At 47.8% G+C, this 20,520-nt stretch carries 22 protein-coding genes; 20 read left to right on the forward strand and 2 right to left on the reverse strand.

Going from position 1 to position 20,520, the window contains the following annotated elements:
* Nucleotides 1-22: 22 nt before the first annotated feature.
* The 20 genes from fliM to CBX96_RS08570 all read left to right on the forward strand — a co-directional run bounded on the left by fliM (nucleotide 23) and on the right by CBX96_RS08570 (nucleotide 18,120).
* The gene (fliM, locus tag CBX96_RS08475) at nucleotides 23-1,054 is read left to right on the forward strand and encodes a flagellar motor switch protein FliM (protein WP_109286378.1); all 1,032 of its coding nucleotides are present in this window, start codon (nucleotides 23-25) and stop codon (nucleotides 1,052-1,054) included.
* Between the two features lie 12 nt (nucleotides 1,055-1,066).
* The gene (fliN, locus tag CBX96_RS08480; protein WP_011622077.1) at nucleotides 1,067-1,441 is read left to right on the forward strand and encodes a flagellar motor switch protein FliN; all 375 of its coding nucleotides are present in this window, start codon (nucleotides 1,067-1,069) and stop codon (nucleotides 1,439-1,441) included.
* A 33-nt stretch (nucleotides 1,442-1,474) separates the two neighbouring features.
* Nucleotides 1,475-1,882, forward strand: coding sequence for a flagellar biosynthetic protein FliO (fliO, locus tag CBX96_RS08485; protein ID WP_109286379.1), 408 nt, complete (start codon nucleotides 1,475-1,477; stop codon nucleotides 1,880-1,882).
* Nucleotides 1,879-2,625, forward strand: coding sequence for a flagellar type III secretion system pore protein FliP (gene fliP / locus CBX96_RS08490; protein ID WP_089068186.1), 747 nt, complete (start codon nucleotides 1,879-1,881; stop codon nucleotides 2,623-2,625). Before fliO ends, fliP begins: the two co-directional genes overlap by 4 nt.
* A 17-nt stretch (nucleotides 2,626-2,642) precedes the next feature.
* On the forward strand, nucleotides 2,643-2,912 hold the full coding sequence (fliQ, locus tag CBX96_RS08495) for a flagellar biosynthesis protein FliQ (RefSeq protein WP_011622080.1): 270 nt from the start codon (nucleotides 2,643-2,645) through the stop codon (nucleotides 2,910-2,912).
* 4 nt (nucleotides 2,913-2,916) lie between these two features.
* The gene (gene fliR / locus CBX96_RS08500) at nucleotides 2,917-3,714 is read left to right on the forward strand and encodes a flagellar biosynthetic protein FliR (RefSeq protein WP_089068185.1); all 798 of its coding nucleotides are present in this window, start codon (nucleotides 2,917-2,919) and stop codon (nucleotides 3,712-3,714) included.
* A gap of 17 nt (nucleotides 3,715-3,731) precedes the next feature.
* On the forward strand, nucleotides 3,732-4,862 hold the full coding sequence (gene flhB / locus CBX96_RS08505) for a flagellar biosynthesis protein FlhB (protein WP_011622082.1): 1,131 nt from the start codon (nucleotides 3,732-3,734) through the stop codon (nucleotides 4,860-4,862).
* Nucleotides 4,863-4,980: 118 nt separating this feature from the next.
* Nucleotides 4,981-7,080: a flagellar biosynthesis protein FlhA gene (gene flhA, locus CBX96_RS08510; protein WP_011716429.1), complete on the forward strand. Its 2,100-nt coding sequence runs from the start codon at nucleotides 4,981-4,983 to the stop codon at nucleotides 7,078-7,080.
* 11 nt (nucleotides 7,081-7,091) lie between these two features.
* Nucleotides 7,092-8,468, forward strand: coding sequence for a flagellar biosynthesis protein FlhF (gene flhF / locus CBX96_RS08515; RefSeq protein WP_109286380.1), 1,377 nt, complete (start codon nucleotides 7,092-7,094; stop codon nucleotides 8,466-8,468).
* A gap of 4 nt (nucleotides 8,469-8,472) precedes the next feature.
* Nucleotides 8,473-9,354: a MinD/ParA family protein gene (locus CBX96_RS08520; RefSeq protein WP_011622085.1), complete on the forward strand. Its 882-nt coding sequence runs from the start codon at nucleotides 8,473-8,475 to the stop codon at nucleotides 9,352-9,354.
* Nucleotides 9,347-10,060: an RNA polymerase sigma factor FliA gene (locus CBX96_RS08525; RefSeq protein WP_109286381.1), complete on the forward strand. Its 714-nt coding sequence runs from the start codon at nucleotides 9,347-9,349 to the stop codon at nucleotides 10,058-10,060. The genes CBX96_RS08520 and CBX96_RS08525 overlap by 8 nt, the downstream gene beginning before the upstream one ends.
* 47 nt (nucleotides 10,061-10,107) lie before the next feature.
* Entirely contained in the window at nucleotides 10,108-10,491 is a 384-nt protein-coding gene (gene cheY / locus CBX96_RS08530) for a chemotaxis response regulator CheY (protein WP_007649667.1), read from the forward strand.
* A gap of 13 nt (nucleotides 10,492-10,504) precedes the next feature.
* On the forward strand, nucleotides 10,505-11,242 hold the full coding sequence (locus CBX96_RS08535; protein ID WP_109286382.1) for a protein phosphatase CheZ: 738 nt from the start codon (nucleotides 10,505-10,507) through the stop codon (nucleotides 11,240-11,242).
* 15 nt (nucleotides 11,243-11,257) lie between these two features.
* Nucleotides 11,258-13,546, forward strand: coding sequence for a chemotaxis protein CheA (locus tag CBX96_RS08540; protein ID WP_109286383.1), 2,289 nt, complete (start codon nucleotides 11,258-11,260; stop codon nucleotides 13,544-13,546).
* Between the two features lie 18 nt (nucleotides 13,547-13,564).
* On the forward strand, nucleotides 13,565-14,689 hold the full coding sequence (locus CBX96_RS08545; protein ID WP_109286384.1) for a chemotaxis response regulator protein-glutamate methylesterase: 1,125 nt from the start codon (nucleotides 13,565-13,567) through the stop codon (nucleotides 14,687-14,689).
* Nucleotides 14,690-14,702: 13 nt separating this feature from the next.
* Nucleotides 14,703-15,218: a membrane anchored protein in chemotaxis locus gene (locus CBX96_RS08550; protein WP_181382175.1), complete on the forward strand. Its 516-nt coding sequence runs from the start codon at nucleotides 14,703-14,705 to the stop codon at nucleotides 15,216-15,218.
* 64 nt (nucleotides 15,219-15,282) lie between these two features.
* Nucleotides 15,283-16,074, forward strand: coding sequence for a ParA family protein (locus tag CBX96_RS08555; RefSeq protein ID WP_086903718.1), 792 nt, complete (start codon nucleotides 15,283-15,285; stop codon nucleotides 16,072-16,074).
* Nucleotides 16,058-17,065 (forward strand): chemotaxis protein CheW, encoded by a 1,008-nt coding sequence (locus CBX96_RS08560; RefSeq protein ID WP_109286385.1) that lies wholly within the window; start codon nucleotides 16,058-16,060, stop codon nucleotides 17,063-17,065. Before CBX96_RS08555 ends, CBX96_RS08560 begins: the two co-directional genes overlap by 17 nt.
* A gap of 7 nt (nucleotides 17,066-17,072) precedes the next feature.
* Nucleotides 17,073-17,567, forward strand: a complete 495-nt coding sequence (locus tag CBX96_RS08565; RefSeq protein ID WP_011073088.1) for a chemotaxis protein CheW — start codon at nucleotides 17,073-17,075, stop codon at nucleotides 17,565-17,567.
* Nucleotides 17,568-17,721: 154 nt separating this feature from the next.
* Nucleotides 17,722-18,120 (forward strand): DUF2802 domain-containing protein, encoded by a 399-nt coding sequence (locus tag CBX96_RS08570; protein ID WP_011622093.1) that lies wholly within the window; start codon nucleotides 17,722-17,724, stop codon nucleotides 18,118-18,120.
* A 27-nt stretch (nucleotides 18,121-18,147) separates the two neighbouring features.
* Here the strand turns inward: CBX96_RS08570 and CBX96_RS08575 are convergent, their stop codons facing one another.
* Together CBX96_RS08575 and CBX96_RS08580 are read right to left on the reverse strand one after the other, a co-directional pair.
* On the reverse strand, nucleotides 18,148-18,459 hold the full coding sequence (locus CBX96_RS08575; RefSeq protein ID WP_374918424.1) for an EscU/YscU/HrcU family type III secretion system export apparatus switch protein: 312 nt from the start codon (nucleotides 18,457-18,459) through the stop codon (nucleotides 18,148-18,150).
* A 12-nt stretch (nucleotides 18,460-18,471) separates the two neighbouring features.
* Entirely contained in the window at nucleotides 18,472-20,505 is a 2,034-nt protein-coding gene (locus CBX96_RS08580) for a flagellar hook-length control protein FliK (RefSeq protein WP_109286386.1), read from the reverse strand.
* Nucleotides 20,506-20,520: the final 15 nt, after the last annotated feature.

The following is a 20,520-nucleotide window of genomic DNA, read 5'->3' on the forward strand; positions in this document are numbered from 1 at the left end:
TTAAAGAGGCGAAGACAATACTGTGAGTGATTTATTAAGCCAAGACGAAATTGATGCGCTCTTACACGGAGTCGATGACGTCGAAGAGGATAATGAGCTTGATGCCGCTGGGCTGGAAGCTCGCTCCTACGACTTTTCCTCTCAAGACCGTATTGTGCGTGGCCGTATGCCCACGCTCGAGATTGTGAATGAGCGTTTTGCCCGTCACCTACGGATCAGCATGTTCAACATGATGCGTCGTGCGGCCGAAGTGTCGATTAACGGCGTGCAAATGCTGAAATTTGGTGAGTACGTACACACCTTGTTCGTCCCGACTAGCTTGAATATGGTGCGTTTCAATCCCTTAAAAGGCACGGCACTGATCACCATGGAAGCGCGTTTAGTGTTTATTCTGGTGGACAACTTTTTTGGTGGCGATGGCCGGTTCCATGCCAAGATTGAAGGGCGGGAATTTACCCCAACTGAGCGTCGTATTGTGCAGTTATTGCTTAAGATTATCTTTGAAGACTATAAAGATGCTTGGGCGCCCGTGATGGACGTGGAGTTTGATTATTTAGACTCCGAAGTCAACCCCGCGATGGCCAACATCGTCAGCCCCACTGAAGTGGTGGTGATTAACTCCTTCCACATCGAAGTGGATGGCGGCGGCGGTGACTTCCATATCACTATGCCTTATTCGATGATTGAACCTATCCGTGAACTGCTTGACGCGGGTGTGCAGAGTGATAAACAAGACACCGACATGCGTTGGTCACAGGCGCTGCATGACGAAATTATGGATGTGAAAGTCGGATTTGATGCCAGTGTGGTTGAGCATGAACTCACACTCAAAGATGTCATGAACTTCAAGGCTGGGGATATTATTCCGATCGAACTGCCTGAATACATTATGATGAAAATCGAAGACTTACCGACGTATCGCTGTAAAATGGGGCGTTCACGCGATAATCTAGCACTTAAAATTTACGAAAAAATCCCACGTCCTGAAACGGTCAAATCCGAACTGCAATTAGTGACACGTAAAGGCAAAGCCAGAGACATATCCGAATTATAAAGGTGAAGTGAGATGAGTACAGATGATGATTGGGCAGCAGCCATGGCCGAACAGGCATTGGAAGAGGCTAATGCCATTGACCTTGACGAGTTGGTAGACGACTCGCAGCCAATCAGTAAGGCTGAAGCCGCCAAACTAGACACTATTTTAGATATCCCTGTGACGATTTCGATGGAAGTTGGTCGCAGCTATATCAGCATTCGTAACCTACTGCAGCTGAACCAAGGTTCAGTGGTGGAGTTAGATAGGGTGGCGGGTGAGCCGCTAGATGTGATGGTCAATGGCACACTTATCGCCCATGGCGAAGTGGTTGTGGTTAACGATAAGTTTGGTATTCGACTAACGGATGTGATCAGTCAAACTGAGCGGATTAAAAAGCTTAAGTAATTCATCGATTAAGAAAAAGTTTGAAGGAGCGAGATGAGCACATCGGTCATTCTCAGTCTAGTGTCAGCGACTCAGGCGAGTGCTGCTGGCATTGCCAACGAAAGTGCCGCGACAGCAACGAAAGTGGCTGAACCCTCGCAAATGGCCGCCGCAGCGAGCATGCTAGGCGGTCTTATTTTAGTGTTATTGCTTATCTTCGCCTTAGCGTACCTGCTGCGGCGATTTAATTTAGTGCAGGCGAATCACAGCGTGCTGAAAACCCTCGCTGTCACATCGCTTGGGCAAAAGGAGCGTTTGGTGTTAGTTCAGGTCGGTGAACAACAGTATTTATTGGGTGTTAGCGGACAACAGGTTAATTTAATCGATAAATTAGCTGAACCAATCCAAATTGAGTCCGTTTCCTTTGCGGACAAGCTACGGCAGGCGAAATTAAAACAATGATGAAGTACATACTCAGCTTGATTGGGGTTAGTACCCTGTTGTTTGCCGCATCGGTAGGCGCGGCCGATGGTGTATTGCCGGCGGTAACCGTAAAAACCGCTGCCGATGGTTCGACCGAATATTCGGTGACCATGCAGATCCTATTGCTAATGACTTCGCTGAGCTTTATTCCTGCGATGGTCATTATGTTGACTTCCTTTACCCGCATCATAGTGGTGCTCTCGATTTTGCGCCAAGCCATTGGTTTACAACAGACACCTTCTAACCAAGTCTTAATTGGCATGAGCCTGTTTATGACCTTTTTCATTATGGCGCCAGTGTTCGACAAAATTTATGACCAAGGCGTCAAGCCTTATATTGATGAGCAGCTCACGCTGCAACAGGCTTTCGATAAGGGCAAAGAGCCATTACGGGCATTTATGTTAGGGCAGGTGCGTACCACAGATCTGAAAACCTTTATCGATATCTCGGGGTATCAAAACATTAATTCCCCAGAAGAAGCGCCAATGAGTGTTCTGGTGCCAGCTTTTATTACCAGCGAACTGAAAACTGCCTTTCAAATTGGGTTTATGTTGTTTGTGCCATTTTTAGTGCTCGACCTTGTGGTTGCCAGTATCTTGATGGCCATGGGTATGATGATGCTCTCGCCGATGATTGTTTCTTTACCCTTTAAGATCATGTTGTTTGTGCTTGTCGATGGTTGGGGCCTAGTGATGGGCACTTTAGCCAATAGCTTTGGTTAGACGAGCGGAGATTCGCGATGACGCCAGAAGCCCTAATCGATATTTTCCGTGAGGCCTTAGCCGTGATTGTTATGATGGTTTCGGCCATCGTGCTGCCGGGCTTGGGTATTGGCCTCATTGTGGCCGTGTTCCAAGCCGCGACCTCAATTAACGAACAGACTTTAAGTTTTTTGCCTCGACTGATAGTGACCTTACTAGCCTTGATGGTTATGGGACACTGGTTAGTGCAAACCCTCATGGATTTCTTTATCGAAATGGTTAACCGCATTCCCCAAGTGGTGGGTTAAGTCCATGGAGCTGCTGCTCGACACCTTAATGCAAACTATCGCCTCTTACATGTGGCCATTGTTTCGCGTGACCAGCATGTTGATGGTCATGGTGGTGTTTGGTGCTACGACAACCCCGACTCGAGTCCGTTTACTCTTAGCGGTGGCGATCACTCTGGCCATTGCGCCAGTATTACCGCCCGTTAAGGATGCGGAGCTCTTTTCCTTAAGTGCTGTTTTTATTACCGCTCAGCAAATTATTATTGGTGTCGCCATGGGCTTTGTAACCCAAATGGTGATGCAAACCTTTGTGTTAACGGGTCAGATCATCGGTATGCAAACCAGCTTAGGTTTTGCCTCTATGGTTGATCCGGGCTCAGGCCAACAAACGCCTGTGATAGGCAACTTCTTTTTGTTACTCGCGACGTTGATTTTTCTCGCCGTCGATGGACATCTGTTGATGATCCGAATGTTAGTCGCCAGTTTTGAGACCTTACCGATTTCGAATCAAGGGTTAAGTTTGACGAGTTATCGCGCGCTAGCGGAATGGGGCTCCTATATGTTTGGCGCGGCATTGACCATGTCGCTCTCGGCGATTATTGCCTTGCTACTGGTTAACTTATCCTTTGGGGTAATGACTCGCGCCGCGCCGCAGCTGAACATTTTCTCGATAGGTTTCCCAATCACTATGATTGGTGGACTGCTCATTTTATGGTTAACCTTGACCCCTGTAATGGCCCATTTCGAAGAGGTTTGGGCGTCGGCACAGCTTTTGCTCTGTGATATTTTGGGGCTTCAGTGTCAAGCCGACGGCATACTTTAACCGGATAGGAACGCGTAATGGCTGAAGAAAGTAGCGGCGAACGCAGCGAGGAACCCACCGGGAGGCGCCTCGAACAGGCGCGAGAAAAAGGGCAGGTAGCCCGCTCAAAAGAGTTAGGTACAGCGACCGTGTTACTCTCGGCGGCAACAGGTTTGTATATGCTCGGGCCTGGGATTGCGAAGGCGCTGTCCAATGTGTTTGAGCGCGTCTTTACCATGGATCGTGCTGCGATTTTCGATACGAACCAGATGTTTAATGTATGGGGCGTCGTGGGAAGCGAGATTGGCTGGCCGTTACTCAAGATTATGCTACTGATTGTCGTGGTGGCATTTATCGGTAACGTATCCCTTGGCGGGATGAATTTCTCCACCCAAGCCATGATGCCTAAAGCCAGCAAAATGAGCCCGATTGCGGGCTTTAAACGGATGTTTGGTGTGCAGGCCTTGGTTGAATTAACCAAAGGGATTGCTAAGTTTTCTGTGGTAGCCATCGCGGCTTATTTACTACTCAGTCATTATTTTAACGACATTCTACTCCTGTCAGCCGATCATCTCCCCGGTAACGTCCATCATGCGCTGGATTTGTTAGTGTGGATGTTTATTCTGCTTTGCTCCTCCGTCTTAGTCATCGTGGTGATCGATGTGCCGTTTCAGATCTGGAACCACAACAAACAGCTGAAAATGACTAAGCAGGAAGTGAAAGACGAGTATAAAGACACCGAAGGTAAACCTGAGGTCAAAGGACGTGTACGCCAAATGCAGCGTGAGTTAGCGCAGCGACGCATGATGGCCGAAGTCCCCAATGCGGATGTGATTGTGGTGAACCCTGAACATTATGCGGTGGCCATTAAATACGATGTGAAGCGCTCTGCAGCGCCCTTTGTTATCGCTAAAGGAGTGGATGAAGTCGCGTTTAAAATCCGCGAAGTGGCAAGGGCACATAACATTGCGATTGTCTCAGCACCACCGCTGGCGCGGGCAATTTATCACACCACTAAGCTTGAGCAGCAGATCCCTGAGGGCCTATTTACCGCGGTGGCACAAGTGCTGGCTTATGTGTTCCAGTTACGCCAGTACCAAAAAGGTCGTGGTCGTAAACCTATTCCAATCCCTGCTAATCAACCCATTCCTGACGAACTGAAACACTAGTTAAGTGTTAGGTTAACGCAGAGATAGTTCACAGAGATAAAACCACTACTTGAAGTGCTAGCGGTTGGCGCGTTTTTTGCTTTCAGACTGTTATACGTCAAAGTTTAGGTATCTGTGAATGGATGTTAAAGCCTCCCTAGGCCAAGTAAAACAGTTGAAACTGAGCTCTTTCAAGGGCATAGGTACGCCAATGCTAGTGCTTGCGGCATTGGCTATGATTGTATTGCCTATTCCGCCGTTTCTACTCGACGTTTTATTCTCTTTTAACATTGCCTTGGCTTTGATTGTTCTTCTTGTCGCGATTTATACCGACAGACCCTTAGACTTTGCTGCTTTTCCAACGGTTTTATTAGTCGCGACACTGCTGCGACTCGCGCTTAACGTGGCATCGACCCGTGTAGTATTACTCGAAGGTCACAATGGTGGTGACGCCGCCGGTAAGGTGATTGAGGCCTTCGGCTCTGTGGTCATTGGCGGTAACTATGCCGTGGGTCTAGTCGTATTTATCATCTTGATTATTATCAACTTTGCCGTTGTGACTAAAGGTGCTGGCCGTATTGCCGAGGTGAGTGCTCGCTTTACCTTAGATGCGATGCCCGGTAAGCAAATGGCCATCGATGCCGACTTGAACGCAGGTATTATTAATCAGGATCAAGCCAGAACCAGACGCGCCGAGGTGACCCGCGAAGCCGACTTCTATGGCGCAATGGACGGTGCATCTAAGTTTGTGAAGGGTGATGCGATTGCCGGTATCATGATCTTAGTTATCAACATTCTCGGTGGGTTTATTATCGGGATTGTGCAGCACGGTTTGACATTCTCCCAAGCCGTTGAAATTTATACCCTGTTAACCATTGGTGACGGTCTCGTCGCGCAAATTCCTGGTCTATTACTGTCAATCGCTGCGGCGTTGATGGTGACCCGTCAAAATGAATCTGGCGATATGGGCCAGATGCTGATCAGTCAGATGTTTGACAGTCACAAGTCGCTCAGTATTGCGGCTGGTGTACTCTTTGTCATGGGTATTGTGCCTGGCATGCCACATATGGCGTTTTTAAGCTTTGCCGTGATCACAGCTGGTGCGGCTTACTTTATCTTCAAACGTAATGAAGCCAAACGTGCCAAAGCCCTTGAGCAAGTCAAAACGGGCCCAACGGAAAGAGCCGAAAGAGAACCCAAAGAACTTAGCTGGGACGATGTACACCATGTTGACACTATCGGTCTGGAAGTGGGTTATCGTTTGATCCCATTAGTCGATAAGGGCCAAGGTGGTGAATTACTTAGCCGGATCAAAGGGGTACGTAAAAAACTTTCTCAAGAGCTAGGCTTCTTGGTACCTGCGGTGCATATTCGTGACAACCTCGATTTATCACCTAATGCCTACCGTATCTCGTTAATGGGTGTGGTGGTTGGAGAGGCGGATATTCGCCATGACTGCGAACTCGCCATCAACCCAGGCCAAGTTTATGGCAAGCTCGATGGTATCGAAACGCGTGATCCAGCCTTTGGTCTCGAAGCCGTGTGGATTGCCCCTGAGCTGCGTGAACATGCACAAACCTTAGGTTATACCGTGGTGGATGCCGCGACAGTGGTGGCAACCCATATCAGCCAAATATTGACAAATAACGCGGCGAAACTCTTAGGTTACGAAGAAGTGCAACAACTGATGGATATGCTTGCCAAGCATTCGCCTAAGCTGGTGGATGGCTTTATTCCTGATGTGATGCCGCTCGGAAATGTCGTAAAAGTGATGCAAAACCTATTAAATGAAGGAGTTTCTGTCAGAGACTTGCGTACCATAGTGCAAACTTTGTTAGAATACGGCACTAAGAGTAACGATACTGAAGTGTTAACGGCGGCAGTGCGTATCGCATTGAAGCGCATGATAGTTCAAGAGATCTCGGGTCCTGAACTTGAAATACCTGTCATAACTTTGGCGCCAGAGTTGGAACAGATGTTGCATCAATCAATGCAAGCAACCGGTGGCGATGGCCCAAATATCGAACCAGGTCTTGCAGAGCGTATGCAGCAATCCTTAGCGGATGCCGCTCAAAAGCAAGAGATGGTTGGTCAGCCCGCTATTTTGCTAACGTCAGGTATGTTACGTGCGACACTGTCTCGCTTTGTTAAATATACTATTCCTAATCTCAGAGTGATTTCTTACCAAGAAATCCCCGATGAAAAGCAAATACGCATAGTGTCTGCCGTCGGCCAGTAGAGGACGCATAAGTGAAGATTAAACGTTTTTTTGCCAAAGACATGCGTGCTGCACTGGCCCAAGTGAAGGACACGCTCGGCTCCGATGCCGTGATTATGTCGAATAAAAAGGTAAATGGCGGCATTGAGATTGTGGCCGCCGTTGACTACGACGAGCCGAAAGCGAAGGCGCCAGCAGCTGCACCGACTTTTATGGATGTGAGTGATGACTTAGTTTCGCTCGGTGCTAAAGCGCCGATTCGCGCTGAAACTAAGTTAAAACCCTCGGCGCCAGCGGACTCTCTCCAAGCATTGCTCGAGAAGCAACAAAGCCGTTTAAATCAACAGCTCACCCATCAACAGCAAGACGCCGAACTGCCTGCGTGGGCACAAGGTCTACAAGCTCCCGCCGCGCCAAAAGCTGAGCGCCGAGATATGGGACAGGCTTTCGATAAGAAGCCGCAGGTTTCACAGAAGCAAAATGCGGATATTGAAGCGATGCGTGATGAGTTAGCATCCTTACGCAATTTGCTTACTCATCAAGTGTCTGCGCTGATGACTGAACACAAAAAACGTATCGACCCTGTGGGTGCGATGCTGGAGTCAAAGTTACTGGAAGCGGAGTTTTCGCCTGCTGTTGCGAACAAGTTAGCGGCGCTTAGTCAACACTATACCCCGGCAGAATTAGTTCGTGCCTTGCCACAAAGTCTAGCTAATATGCTTGATAATCAAGGCGATGATATCGTTAAGCAAGGTGGCGTTGTAGCGCTGGTTGGCCCAACGGGTGTAGGCAAAACCACTTCTTTAGCGAAATTAGCGGCTCGTTTCGCCGCCCATCATGGTGCGGATCAAGTCGCCTTGATCACGACAGATCATTATCGTATTGGCGCCTATGAGCAATTGGCCACCTATGGCAAAATTATGGGATGCCCAGTTAAGCAAGCCCATGATCTTGCTGAGCTAGAGCAAATACTGTATCAGTTCAGAAATCGCAAGCTAGTATTGATAGATACCGCAGGAATGGGCCAACGAGATATGCGGCTTTACCAGCAACTTGATAATTTAACTGCAAATAGCAGAATACCTATCCGCAGTTATCTGGTACTGTCTGCCACAGGACAGCGCCGTGTGCTACAGGATGCTGTAAATCACTTTAAACGCATTCCATTATCTGGTGTTGTACTCACCAAACTCGATGAGTCCGTGTCGTTAGCGGGTGCATTAAGTGTGTTGATCCAAAGTGGGTTGCCATTAAGTTATGTTACGGATGGGCAGCGAGTGCCCGAAGATATGAAAGTTGCCGATACTTTGCTGCTCGCAGAGCAGGCGTTAGCGGCCTTAGAAAACACTGAACAACAATCGTTACCAGACACAGCGTGGTCAGATAATATGACCTGTGCATTTGAGTAGAGTTATGACCCTGGATCAAGCAAGTGGTTTACGTATGATGAATCAACCCTATAACGAAAAAGTGAAAGTAATCGCGGTTACGGGTGGTAAAGGTGGCGTGGGTAAAACCAGCGTGTCTATCAATACCGCAGTAGCATTAGCCGAAAAGGGCAAGCGTGTCTTAGTGCTTGATGCCGACTTAGGCTTAGCAAACGTCGATGTCATGTTAGGGATCCGTGCTGAACGTAACCTTTCCCATGTACTCTCTGGCGATGCTGAGCTGGATGATATTATCGTCCGCGGTCCTAAGGGCATAGGCATTGTCCCTGCGACCTCAGGAACTCAAGGCATGGTAGAGTTGAGCCCTGCGCAACATGCGGGCTTAATTCGTGCTTTCAGTGAGATGCGTACCCAGTTTGATATCCTCATCGTGGATACTGCCGCGGGGATTTCTGACATGGTACTCAGTTTCTCACGCGCGTCACAGGATGTGTTGGTGGTTGTTTGTGACGAGCCAACCTCTATCACTGACGCCTATGCGTTAATCAAAATTCTCAGCCGTGAACACGGCGTTTTCCGCTTTAAAATTGTTGCGAATATGGTGCGCAGTTTGCGCGAAGGTATGGAATTGTTTGCTAAACTCAGTAAAGTGACCGACAGATTCTTGGACGTGGCACTTGAACTGGTTGCGACCATTCCGTTTGATGAAAACCTTCGCAAATCAGTGCGTAAACAAAAGTTAGTGGTTGAGGCTTACCCTAAGTCTCCAGCTGCGATTGCGTACCATGGCCTAGCGAATAAAATTATGAGCTGGCCAGTACCACAGCAACCTGGTGGGCATTTGGAGTTTTTCGTTGAGCGTTTAGTTCAGCGACCAGATTTTCAAGAGGAAAAAACGAGTGAATAAAGCCGCAGCGTATACTTGTTTAGACAGTAAAACGTCAATCGTTGAACAGTATGCACCGTTGGTCAAAAGAATTGCACATCACTTGCTCGCCAGATTACCTGCCTCAGTGCAGCTCGATGACTTGCTTCAAGCGGGGATGATGGGGTTATTAGAAGCATCATCCAAGTTTGATGGTGGCAAAGGTGCAAAGTTTGAAACCTTCGCCGGCATACGGATCCGTGGCGCCATGTTGGATGAGATCCGTCGTGGCGACTGGGTTCCCCGTTCCGTTCATCGTAATAATCGTCGAGTTGCTCAAGCCATTGATGAGTTAGAGCAAGTGTTGGGTCGTGATGCACGCGACACAGAAATTGCAGAAAAACTTGATATGACGCTCGATGAGTACCATCATATTCTTAACGATGTTTCTGTTGGTAAAATCATAGGGATAGAAGACTTAGGCGTATCGCAGGATATACTCACTTCAAGCGATAATGTCAGTGATGGTACATTTGAAGCGTTAGCAGAAACCCAGTTTCATTCAGCACTAGTTGAGGCGATAAAATTATTGCCCGAAAGAGATGCGCTAGTGCTATCGTTATACTACGATGAAGCATTGAATTTAAAAGAAATTGGCGCCATTCTTGAGGTAAGTGAATCGCGAGTTAGCCAGATATTAAGTCAGGCAATGTTGCGGCTCAAAGGCAAACTCAAGCATTGGACATAAGTATAATTATTTATTGAGCACAGAATGTCAGCTCACCGGAGGAAACCTTGGACAAGAATATGAAGATTCTCATCGTTGATGACTTTTCGACAATGAGACGTATCATCAAGAACTTGTTGCGAGACTTGGGGTTTAATAATACCCAAGAAGCAGACGACGGCTCAACTGCGCTGCCTATGTTACAAAAGGGCGACTTTGATTTTGTCGTGACAGACTGGAACATGCCAGGTATGCAGGGTATTGATTTGCTAAAGGCTATTCGGGCAGACGATTCCCTAAAGCATTTACCTGTATTAATGGTTACCGCTGAAGCAAAACGTGAACAAATTATTGCTGCCGCACAAGCCGGTGTTAACGGCTATGTGGTTAAACCTTTTACCGCAGCAACACTTAAAGAGAAGTTAGATAAAATATTCGAACGACTCGCTTAAGCAGGGATGAGCTATGAAGTCACATACATCAGGGCTCATTACGCTCGAGAAGGCTCAGCGTTTAGTTGAACTATTAAGCGCAAATGAACAAGCTCAAGCAGATGATTTATTTAGGGAACTCGCGGCTCCACTTCAACGGGAGCTTTTTGATGAAGTTGGTAAATTAACAAGACAACTTCACAGCGCATTAATGGATTTCCAAGTTGATAATCGTTTAGCAGAACTTGCAAATACCGAAATTCCCGATGCTAAGGAACGGCTTAGTTACGTCATTGACATGACCGAGCAAGCAGCGAATAAAACCATGGATGCGGTAGAGGAGTGCTTGCCACTCGCGAATGCATTAACGGCGAATATTCAGCAAGTGATGCCTTCTTGGGACAAATTGATGCGCCGTGAAATCGCTCTGAGCGATTTTAAAGCGCTTTGCCACAATGTGCAGCATTTGATGTCACGTAGCGAATTGGATTCCAATCGCTTACGCGAATTGCTCAACCAGATTTTGATGGCGCAGGATTTTCAGGACCTGACTGGACAAATGATCCGGCGGGTGATCGATCTAGTGATGGAAGTTGAAAGTAATCTGGTGTCTATGCTGACAGTATTTGGTGAGCAACCCGTGATTGAGAGTCAGATTACTCAGAAAAATAATATTGAAGCTGAAGGACCGATAATGAATGCCGAGCTTCGTCAAGACGTCGTTACCGGTCAAGATGAAGTCGATGATCTGCTGTCGAGTCTGGGTTTCTAACTGGGAGTCAATTTGATGGCCTTTGATGTAGATGAAGAGATACTCCAGGACTTTTTAATTGAAGCGGGCGAAATTCTTGAGTTGCTGCAAGAGCAACTGGTCGCGCTTGAAAACAATCCTGATGATACTAACTTGCTAAATGCCATTTTCAGGGGGTTTCATACTGTAAAGGGTGGTGCGGGTTTCCTTAGTCTCACTCCCATGGTGGATGTCTGTCACGAAGCAGAAAACACCTTCGATTTATTACGTACAGGCAAACGCAGTGTCTCCGCCGAGTTAATGGACATCATTCTTCAGGCTGTCGATGCGATTAATACTATGTTTGCTCAAACCCAACAAGGCGAGCAACAAGACCCCGCAGATCCTGCATTATTGGCTAAATTGAAAATGCTCAGCTCCGGTGAGCCGCTTCCTTCGGAATCGGGTCAAAGCAGTGCCGAAGTTGAACCATTGCCTGAGCCAGAACCTGAGCCCGAACCTGTCATAGAAACAGTGGTTGAAGTCGCCGCCGTTGAAGAAATGCCGATTGAGAAATCAGAGCTTTCAGATTCCAGTATCGATGAAATCGATGAAGCGGAGTTTGAAGCATTACTCGATGCGTTGCACGGCGCCGGAAAAGGCCCAGGAATTTCTGCTCCACAAGCCGATGCTGCCCCTGCTGTGCAAAATAAGCCTCAAGCGACATCCGCAAGCGCAAGCGATGATATCACCGATGACGAGTTTGAAGCGCTGCTCGATGAGCTGCACGGTTCTGGCAAGTTTAAAGGTAAAGTGGAAGAGCCTGCCAAGCCAAAAGTTGAAGCAGTTGTCGCTGCACCAAAGCCTGCCGCTCCGGCTGTTGATTCGGACGAAATCACTGAAGATGAGTTTGAGCGTCTCCTCGATGAGTTACACGGTAAAGGCGGTGCACCTGCAAAAGTGACTGCGAAAGCAGAATCTGCTCCAGCTAAAACCGAGCCCGCTAAAGCGCCTCCAAGTGCCGCCGCGCCTTCTACGCCAGCCGCTCCCAAAGCCAGTGTTGCTGCACCAGCAACCCCTCCTGCGGTAAAAGCCAAAACTGATGTGGCGGTTGCTGAAAAAGCCCCTGCTAAAGCAGCGGCAGCAGCGTCTGCTAACGTACCTCAGGGCGAGACAACTGTTCGCGTCGATACCGCGAGACTCGACCAAATCATGAACATGGTCGGTGAGTTAGTGTTAGTGCGTAACCGCTTATTGAGTTTAGGCATTAGTCGTGATGACGAGGAAATGTCTAAGGCGCTAGCGAATTTAGACTTGGTGACAGCGGATTTGCAGGGTGCGGTGATGAAAACGCGCATGCAACCCATCAAGAAAGTTTTTGGTCGTTTCCCTCGGGTTGTACGCGATTTGGCCCGTACTCTGAATAAAGAAATCGATTTAGTCCTCGTGGGCGAAGAGACCGACCTCGATAAAAACTTAGTTGAGGCGCTCGCTGATCCGTTAGTGCACTTAGTGCGAAACTCGGTAGATCACGGTATTGAGATGCCCAATGACCGTGAGGCCAGCGGCAAACCTAGAACAGGCACCATCACTCTGTCTGCAAGCCAAGAGGGTGACCATATCCTGCTAAAAATCGAAGACGATGGCGCGGGCATGGATCCTGAAAAGTTAAAGCAAATTGCCATCAAGCGTGGGGTACTCGATGAGGATACCGCTGCGCGGATGACTGACAGCGAAGCTTATAACCTGATTTTTGCGCCTGGCTTCTCGACTAAGGTGGAGATTTCAGATATTTCCGGCCGTGGTGTTGGGATGGACGTGGTGAAAACCCGTATTACCCAACTTAACGGAACCGTGCATATCGACTCGATGAAAGGCAAGGGCACCATACTTGAGATTAAAGTGCCGCTGACCTTGGCGATTATGCCGACCTTAATGGTGGACGTTGCCAAGCAGGTGTTTGCATTGCCTTTATCCAGTGTGAATGAGATTTTCCATCTCGATCTCACCAAGACCAATATTGTCGATGGACAACTGACTGTGATTGTCCGCAACAAGGCCGTACCGCTTTTCTATCTGGAGCAGTGGTTACATCGCAATAGAACCAGCTTTAAACATGGTGACAAGAAACACGGCCATGTGGTGATTGTACAGTTGGGAATGATGCAAATTGGTTTTGTTGTTGATGCTTTAATTGGACAAGAAGAAGTGGTGATTAAACCCTTGGGAGCATTGTTGCATGGCACGCCGGGTATGGCGGGGGCGACAATCACATCCGACGGTGGCATTGCCCTCATCTTGGATGTCCCAGGATTATTAAAGCATTATGCGAAAAATAAAAGTTAGTTTCCAATAAGGAATGGAATGGCCATTAAAGTATTAGTCGTTGATGACTCAAGTTTTTTTAGACGACGTGTTAGTGAAATAGTCAATCAAGATCCTGAACTGGAAGTGATCGCGACGGCCTCTAACGGGGCCGAAGCGGTGAAGATGGCTGCCGAGCTAAATCCTCAAGTCATTACAATGGATATTGAAATGCCTGTCATGGACGGTATTACTGCCGTGCGTGAGATCATGGCGAAATGTCCAACACCAATTTTGATGTTTTCTTCATTGACCCACGATGGCGCCAAAGCCACGCTAGATGCCCTCGATGCGGGGGCGCTCGATTTCTTACCTAAGCGCTTTGAAGATATTGCGACCAATAAAGACGAAGCGATTCTATTATTGCAACAAAGGGTTAAAGCCTTAGGTCGTCGCCGGATTTTCCGCCCTACGGTGCGTCCAACGGCGCCTACGCCGCCACCTCGTCAGAGTGCGAGTGCCGTATTAGGCGGCGCTGCTACCCATGCGCAACCTGCGCCAGCGCCTGTGCGTTCTTCACCTGCAACCTCGATTCGTCCAAGTGGTAAGCAATATAAATTATTGCTGATTGGCACATCGACTGGCGGGCCTGTCGCCTTGCAGAAGATTTTGACTCAGTTCCCAGCAAATTATCCTCATCCTATTTTGCTTATCCAGCATATGCCTGCGGCTTTCACCCCCGCTTTTGCGAACCGTTTAAACGGTTTGTGTAAGATCGAAGTGAAAGAAGCGGCTAATGGTGATGTATTGCGTCCAGGTTGCGCTTATCTTGCGCCAGGTGGAATGCAAATGATGGTTGAGCGCGCTGGTGTTACTGGCCGTGTCAAAGTCTTGGCGGGTAGCGCTGAGATGAATTACAAACCCTGCGTCGACATTACCTTTGCCTCAGCATCTAAAGCCTATGGCGGGGATGTGCTGGCGGTCGTGCTGACGGGCATGGGAGCTGACGGCCGCGAAGGTGCGCGTATGCTGAAATCGGTGGGCGCGACTATTTGGGCTCAGGATGAGGCCAGCTGCGTGGTTTATGGTATGCCGCAGGCGGTGGCCAGTGCGGGTATCGCCACTCAGTCAATTTCTCTGGATAACATGGCGGAGTCGATTTTAAAAGAGTCTGCGCGTGGCTAAGTCGAAAACACCGATAAGCACAAATATTGTGCTTATCATAGTGTTAATGGCGATCGCTATATTGTGCCTCGGCGCGTTAAGTCTCGACTATCATCGAAAAATCACTGTATTACGCGATGATGTAAAGCGATTGGAGTCGACACAGATTTTGCTCATGGTGCCGGATGAACAGGCACAGGCGATTGCGTCTTGGCTCGCTTCCCATCCGGATCAAACCAAAGCAATGTTAAAGTTGGCTTCACCGGGAGAGCAAAAGGCGGTGACGCTGGGCCCTGAGGCGTTCTCGGCATCCGATGCAAAAATTCCGCCGACGCTTGAGAAACCGGTAGAGGATAAACCGTCGCAGCAGCAAACTGCTGTCGATCCCGTGCCTGAGTCTCTGCGTACAGAAGCTTCATCGGCTGCTGCTACGGAAGCACAACCTCAGTCGAGTAATGTTCCCGTGGTGATTTCAGAAAATGCCGATGGGGTCAAAGTCATTAGTTTGCCTAACGGCGGCATAAGAGTGACCACAAGGGAAGGCGAGTAGTGCTTGTCTTTGCTCAAACGGGCATGATAAATAGCCGAGAATCAACATTAAAGAGGTCAGTTCTTTGAAAGTCTGGACCATTGCGAATCAAAAAGGTGGGGTTGGAAAAACCACTTCAGTAGCCAGTTTAGCGGGCGCGCTCGCTAAACGGGGTAAACGTGTACTGATGATTGATACCGATCCCCATGCATCGCTTGGTTATTACCTTGGTATTGACTCTGAAGAGGTTCCTGGTTCGCTATTTGACGTGTTTGTGGCACATAAGAGTTTGACGACTGACTTAGTCAAATCCCATATAGTGCCCACCTTAGTCGATGGCTTAGATTTACTGCCCGCTACGATGGCGTTAGCCACGCTAGACCGAGCGCTAGGACATCAAGAGGGCATGGGGTTAGTGCTGCGTAATTTATTGGCACTGGTAGCGGATGAATACGATGTGGCGATTGTGGACTGTCCACCCGTGTTAGGAGTATTAATGGTGAACGCGCTGGCGGCCAGTCAACACATAGTGATCCCCGTGCAAACCGAGTTTTTGGCTATTAAAGGGCTCGAGCGCATGGTGAAAACCATGGAAATCATGGGGCGGTCAAAGAAAACCCGTTATAGCTATACCGTCGTACCGACTATGTACGATAAACGTACCAAGGCATCACCTGCTGCCTTGCAGGTGCTGAGTGAACAATATGGCGATAGCCTTTGGCGAGATGTGATCCCAGTAGATACTAAGTTTAGAGACGCCAGTTTGGCACATTTACCCGCTTCCCATTATGCAAGCGGCAGTCGTGGCGTAAAAGCTTATGAGCGATTATTAGATTTTCTTTTAGCTGGGGAGTTTGGCCATGTCAAAATCGGTTGATGAAACTGTTTTTGATTTTTTTGAATTATTGCTACATGAAGAAGACAGCAAAGCTGTGACTTCCCCGAATGCGCCTCAACATGAGGTGGCGACGCCACTGGTTAGCCAAAAAAATGAAGCACAATTACTTGATGACGCCATTTTAGCCGAGCACAGTCAGGCTAAAGTGCACGCGAGCGTGACCATTGCTGCTGAAGTGCAGCCGCAGAAGGCAAAGTCTGTCAGCAATGTGCCTCATCTTGATGAGCCAGCGCCGTTAGTTAATAAGCAGGCTTTGGAGAAACTCCTCGCGCCGGTATTAAAAACGGTGGTGATTGAGGATAAGCCTGCGGAAGTGTTGAGCGAAGTCGCGCCCGAGATGGATAAGGTGCCTGAGGAGATCCAAGAGAGTATCTCTTCGCTACCCGAAAGCGACGCTAGCGTCACCATTGAGCAGCCATCCACAGTCGTAGATGACGAGATAATCATTGAGACAACACCCGAGACTCAGGTGGGGTTTGCCCCTCCAAGTATCACAAAAGACCTGCAAGAAGTACTCGATGATGAGTTTCAAGTACTATTCTTTAAAGTGGCTGGGTTAACCTTAGCTGTGCCTTTAGTGAGTCTTGGTGGGATCGTTAAGGTTGAGCGGATTAATCATATTATCGGTCGCCCTTCTTGGTTTTTAGGGGTGCAAACCCATAGGGAAGAACAGTTAAATCTGGTTGATACCTGTGCATGGGTGATGCCAGAAAAATACACGGATAAACTGGCGCAATCGGTAAATTATCAATATCTTGTATTATTAGAAGGCAGTAATTGGGGATTAGCTTGTGAGTCTCTCGTTAATGCAGTAAAAATTAATAAATCGCAAGTAAACTGGCGCAGCAAAGCCGGGAAACGTCCTTGGTTAGCTGGTGTAGTGAAAGAACAAATGTGTGGCATTTTGCACGTACAAGCCTTAGTTGAAATGCTTGATGCGGGTTTAGGCTGTCAGGACTCCATTGGTTGAGGTAAACATGAAAGATACAAGAAATGTCGCGGCCGTGGCTGCAAGTAAAGATGATGCAGTATTGCAATGGGTTACCTTTAAGTTAGACAACGAAACTTATGGTATCAATGTGATGCAGGTGCAAGAGGTGCTACGTTACACCGAGATTGCCCCTGTGCCTGGCGCACCCCATTACGTATTAGGTATCATTAACCTGCGCGGCAATGTGGTGACTGTTATCGATACTCGCTCACGTTTTGGCCTGCAATCGGCGGAAGTGGATGATTCGACTCGTATCGTGATCATCGAAGCAGAGAAGCAAGTGATCGGTATTTTGGTGGATAGTGTGGCCGAAGTGGTTTATCTGCGCCGCTCTGAAATTGATAATGCGCCGAATGTCGGCACTGAAGAAAGTGCCAAGTTTATCCAAGGCGTGAGCAATCGCGATAATGAGCTACTGATCCTCGTCGACTTAGACAAGTTATTATCCGATGAAGAATGGGCAGAGTTAAATCAGCTCTAAGCTTCCATGATGAGACGACAGATTAGTTAATCTGTCGTCCTTACTTTTCACGATACAAACGGTTTATTTCGCCATCGTTTAACCGTTTTGATCGCCGTTTGGTGAACCCGTTGTATTGTTGATTTCAGTTTATAGTGATGCGTAAGGATGATTAATGGGCGATGAATTTTTAATCGCAGCCTTAGTTTATGTGATTGCGTGTTTAGGGTTAGTCCTTTATCTCCAAAAACAATTGAGTAAGTTGCGCAGTAAAGTTGAAGCGTTAACCGTGCTGGTCAAAGAAGGCGATCGCCAACGCGAGTCCTTTAAACGGGAGTTGCAGGAGCTTCGCAGCGGTACTATCGGTATGGGGCGACGTGTTATTGAGCTTGAGAAGCGCTTACATCAACAATCCGAGCGTATCGAAGAGTCGACGCAGCAGGATCCTCAAGCCAAACTCTATACCCGAGCGATGAAAATGGTCGCGTTAGGGGCTGGCGTGGACGAACTGATTAAAGAGTGTGAGTTACCTAAAGCTGAGGCTGAGCTGTTAATTCGCCTTCATCGAAAATAGGCTGTCAAAGTCGCATCATTCTTATTCTTAGGCTTTCTCTACAATTTTCTTGTGCATGTTATTCCACTGCTCGGGAAATTTGCCATCCAACATGTACACAAAAGCAATCAGTTCTGCGATCAGCAGGTACAGTTCTTTCGGAATTTCCTCACCTAATTCGAGTAATCGCAAAAAATTGCTCAGGTGGGGATCTTGATGAATATAAACGCCTGATGCTTTTGCGAGCGCAATAATTTCATCTGCAACCAATCCTTCCCCTGATGCCACGACTTTAGGGGCATGTTTCCCATCGTAACTTAAGGCGACGGCTTGCTGGGTTTTGGGTTCTTCATTCATCATTCGTTCTCGATTTTAAGCACGTGTTTTCACTAAAAAATGATCGCCCGGGAGCAGTGTCGCCGGCACTTGGGCAATTTGCGTTGAAAGCTCCCCTGGCGTAAAGCCTAGCTGGGATAATTTTTTGCCTAGGGGAGCTAAAAAATTATCGACACGATTGAGCAGTTGTTGGCTATTACCTTTAAATTGAATATCTAACACTTGCTGATGGAAGCGTGCCGAAATCAGCAGCGGCCCCTGTGCAAGATTAAACTTCAATTGCAGATGCCAACCTTTGTGCTTTTGTTGTTCGTCATCATTGGCATCTCGTTCAAATTTTCCTTCGAGCTGTTCATGCCGTTGATTGATCCCATAGGGCAGGGCAAAAAACCATACCAGATTGCCGTTGTTTTCGCCGCTTGCCTGCTGATAAAGATGTAAGCTCGAGGCCAGTTGGCCCATGCTTTCAAGCCCTCCGGCTTTACTCAATTGTCCAAGCTGATTGGTCGATAAACCCGTTTTAGCCTGTAATTGCTCTAGGTAATCTGCCAGCTTCTGGCTGACCGTATTGTTGCCATTATTGGCCCTAAACCCCAACAATAGTTGAAATAGCGAGGTAATCGCATTGGCATTCATAAACACGGCGGGTTGACTAAGCTGTGGCGCGGCAAGGTTTAAGGCTGAAAGCCCAAGCATAGCGTCCTTTAATTCGCTCAGTTCACTTAATTGGCCCAATGTCGGTGGGCTTAAATGGGGCAAATGTTTTAATAACTCCGCCGCGAGATTTGCTCCGCCGCGCGCGAGCATTTGTTCTAATGGTAAGGCGCCGGCTTTGGTAAAGGCTTTCTGTAGCACCTCATTGACACTGATTTGTGCCTCGGTGGACTTATTTGTTTTTTCGCCTAATTGAGCCTCCATCGCCTGTGGTTTGAGACTCAGTGGCAACTCGTTACCGACTAAGCCAGTTTTAGTGGAACTTGTAGGGGGGAGTTCCTGTTGAGCCTTTGCAGCTAAAAGCGAATTTCGATTGCTATCGAGATTGCTCGCACCCGATGCCATTGTTTTAGCTTCTAAAGGCTTTGATTCAAAGGCCTTGGTTTCTAACGTCTTAGCATCCAGTACTTGTGCTTTTTGCTGATTTTGGGAAGTTTCTTGCGATTGCGCCGTGGTATTTAACGTTTGATTTACAGCAGTCAGCTTAGGTTCAGTATTGGCTTGTAGACTGGTTTTAGGATTAGTGGCCGATACACTGATTTTGCTGCTTGGCATATCTGTTGCGGAAGAAGGAGCTAGCATATTGGCAGCTTTATTCTCCGAGGACACAAGTGCTTGAGTACTAGGCTTCGCTGTATTTGATGGCTCGGCCTGTGGTGCAATTCCTTCAAGTTTACGTAAAAATGCAGCAATTATCTGAGCAGGCTCAGTTTTAGTGATGACCACATTGGCAGCTTGTTTATCAATAATGGGAAGTTGAGTTTCATTTATTGGCGCGCCAATGTGGATTTCAAGTTTGCTCAGTATTGGGGTCAGGACTAAAATAGGCCTTCCTTGCGAGAGGCTTATTTTAGCTTGATATTCTCCAGTGCTGAGTCGAGTACCTGGATCCTGTGGCACCACAGTCCCGTTAGCAAATTGAAATTCTTTCGTTGTAACAGTGACATTGGGTAGCGGATATCCCTGCGGCCTTGCCGCCAGGGTATAGAGCTTATCAAGTGAGATGCCATTTTGCTGCGCAAGTTGTGCTATCGCCTCGGGTAATTTTAGGGTCAGTGTCGCCCCTAGCGTCAGTAATTGTGCGTTAGCGACTGTGCTATTGGCACTCGTGCTGGCTGTGGCTTCTGGGGTAATTGGATTCACTAAGAAACTACTCGCCACAATCAAGGCTTGTCTTTGCTGTGCATTAACAAGCTTTAAATTATATTCTGTACCGTTTAGAATAATACTATCGCCTTCGGGGGAGACTTGCACTTCAGCTGGAAGGGGACGTGAGTTTACGCTCACAGCATCGTTTGAAGAGGCTGGAGCGATTAATTGCGCATTAGCGGTATTAATAAGTGGAATTGACTCCATGTGAGGCCCTTGTTG

Source organism: Shewanella sp. BC20 (assembly GCF_003129585.1).
In the GTDB taxonomy this organism is placed as follows: domain Bacteria; phylum Pseudomonadota; class Gammaproteobacteria; order Enterobacterales; family Shewanellaceae; genus Shewanella; species Shewanella seohaensis.

Coding starts and splice junctions, on each gene's coding strand:
- flhB (WP_011622082.1), top strand. CDS start 3,732: ATGGCTGAAGAAAGTAGCGGCGAACGCAGCGAGGAACCCACCGGGAGG.
- CBX96_RS08520 (WP_011622085.1), top strand. CDS start 8,473: ATGACCCTGGATCAAGCAAGTGGTTTACGTATGATGAATCAACCCTAT.
- CBX96_RS08575 (WP_374918424.1), bottom strand. CDS start 18,459: ATGATGAATGAAGAACCCAAAACCCAGCAAGCCGTCGCCTTAAGTTAC.
- CBX96_RS08560 (WP_109286385.1), top strand. CDS start 16,058: ATGTCAAAATCGGTTGATGAAACTGTTTTTGATTTTTTTGAATTATTG.
- fliQ (WP_011622080.1), top strand. CDS start 2,643: ATGACGCCAGAAGCCCTAATCGATATTTTCCGTGAGGCCTTAGCCGTG.
- fliP (WP_089068186.1), top strand. CDS start 1,879: ATGATGAAGTACATACTCAGCTTGATTGGGGTTAGTACCCTGTTGTTT.
- CBX96_RS08535 (WP_109286382.1), top strand. CDS start 10,505: ATGAAGTCACATACATCAGGGCTCATTACGCTCGAGAAGGCTCAGCGT.
- CBX96_RS08545 (WP_109286384.1), top strand. CDS start 13,565: ATGGCCATTAAAGTATTAGTCGTTGATGACTCAAGTTTTTTTAGACGA.
- flhA (WP_011716429.1), top strand. CDS start 4,981: ATGGATGTTAAAGCCTCCCTAGGCCAAGTAAAACAGTTGAAACTGAGC.
- CBX96_RS08570 (WP_011622093.1), top strand. CDS start 17,722: ATGGGCGATGAATTTTTAATCGCAGCCTTAGTTTATGTGATTGCGTGT.
- fliR (WP_089068185.1), top strand. CDS start 2,917: ATGGAGCTGCTGCTCGACACCTTAATGCAAACTATCGCCTCTTACATG.
- fliN (WP_011622077.1), top strand. CDS start 1,067: ATGAGTACAGATGATGATTGGGCAGCAGCCATGGCCGAACAGGCATTG.
- CBX96_RS08565 (WP_011073088.1), top strand. CDS start 17,073: ATGAAAGATACAAGAAATGTCGCGGCCGTGGCTGCAAGTAAAGATGAT.
- CBX96_RS08580 (WP_109286386.1), bottom strand. CDS start 20,505: ATGGAGTCAATTCCACTTATTAATACCGCTAATGCGCAATTAATCGCT.
- CBX96_RS08540 (WP_109286383.1), top strand. CDS start 11,258: ATGGCCTTTGATGTAGATGAAGAGATACTCCAGGACTTTTTAATTGAA.
- fliO (WP_109286379.1), top strand. CDS start 1,475: ATGAGCACATCGGTCATTCTCAGTCTAGTGTCAGCGACTCAGGCGAGT.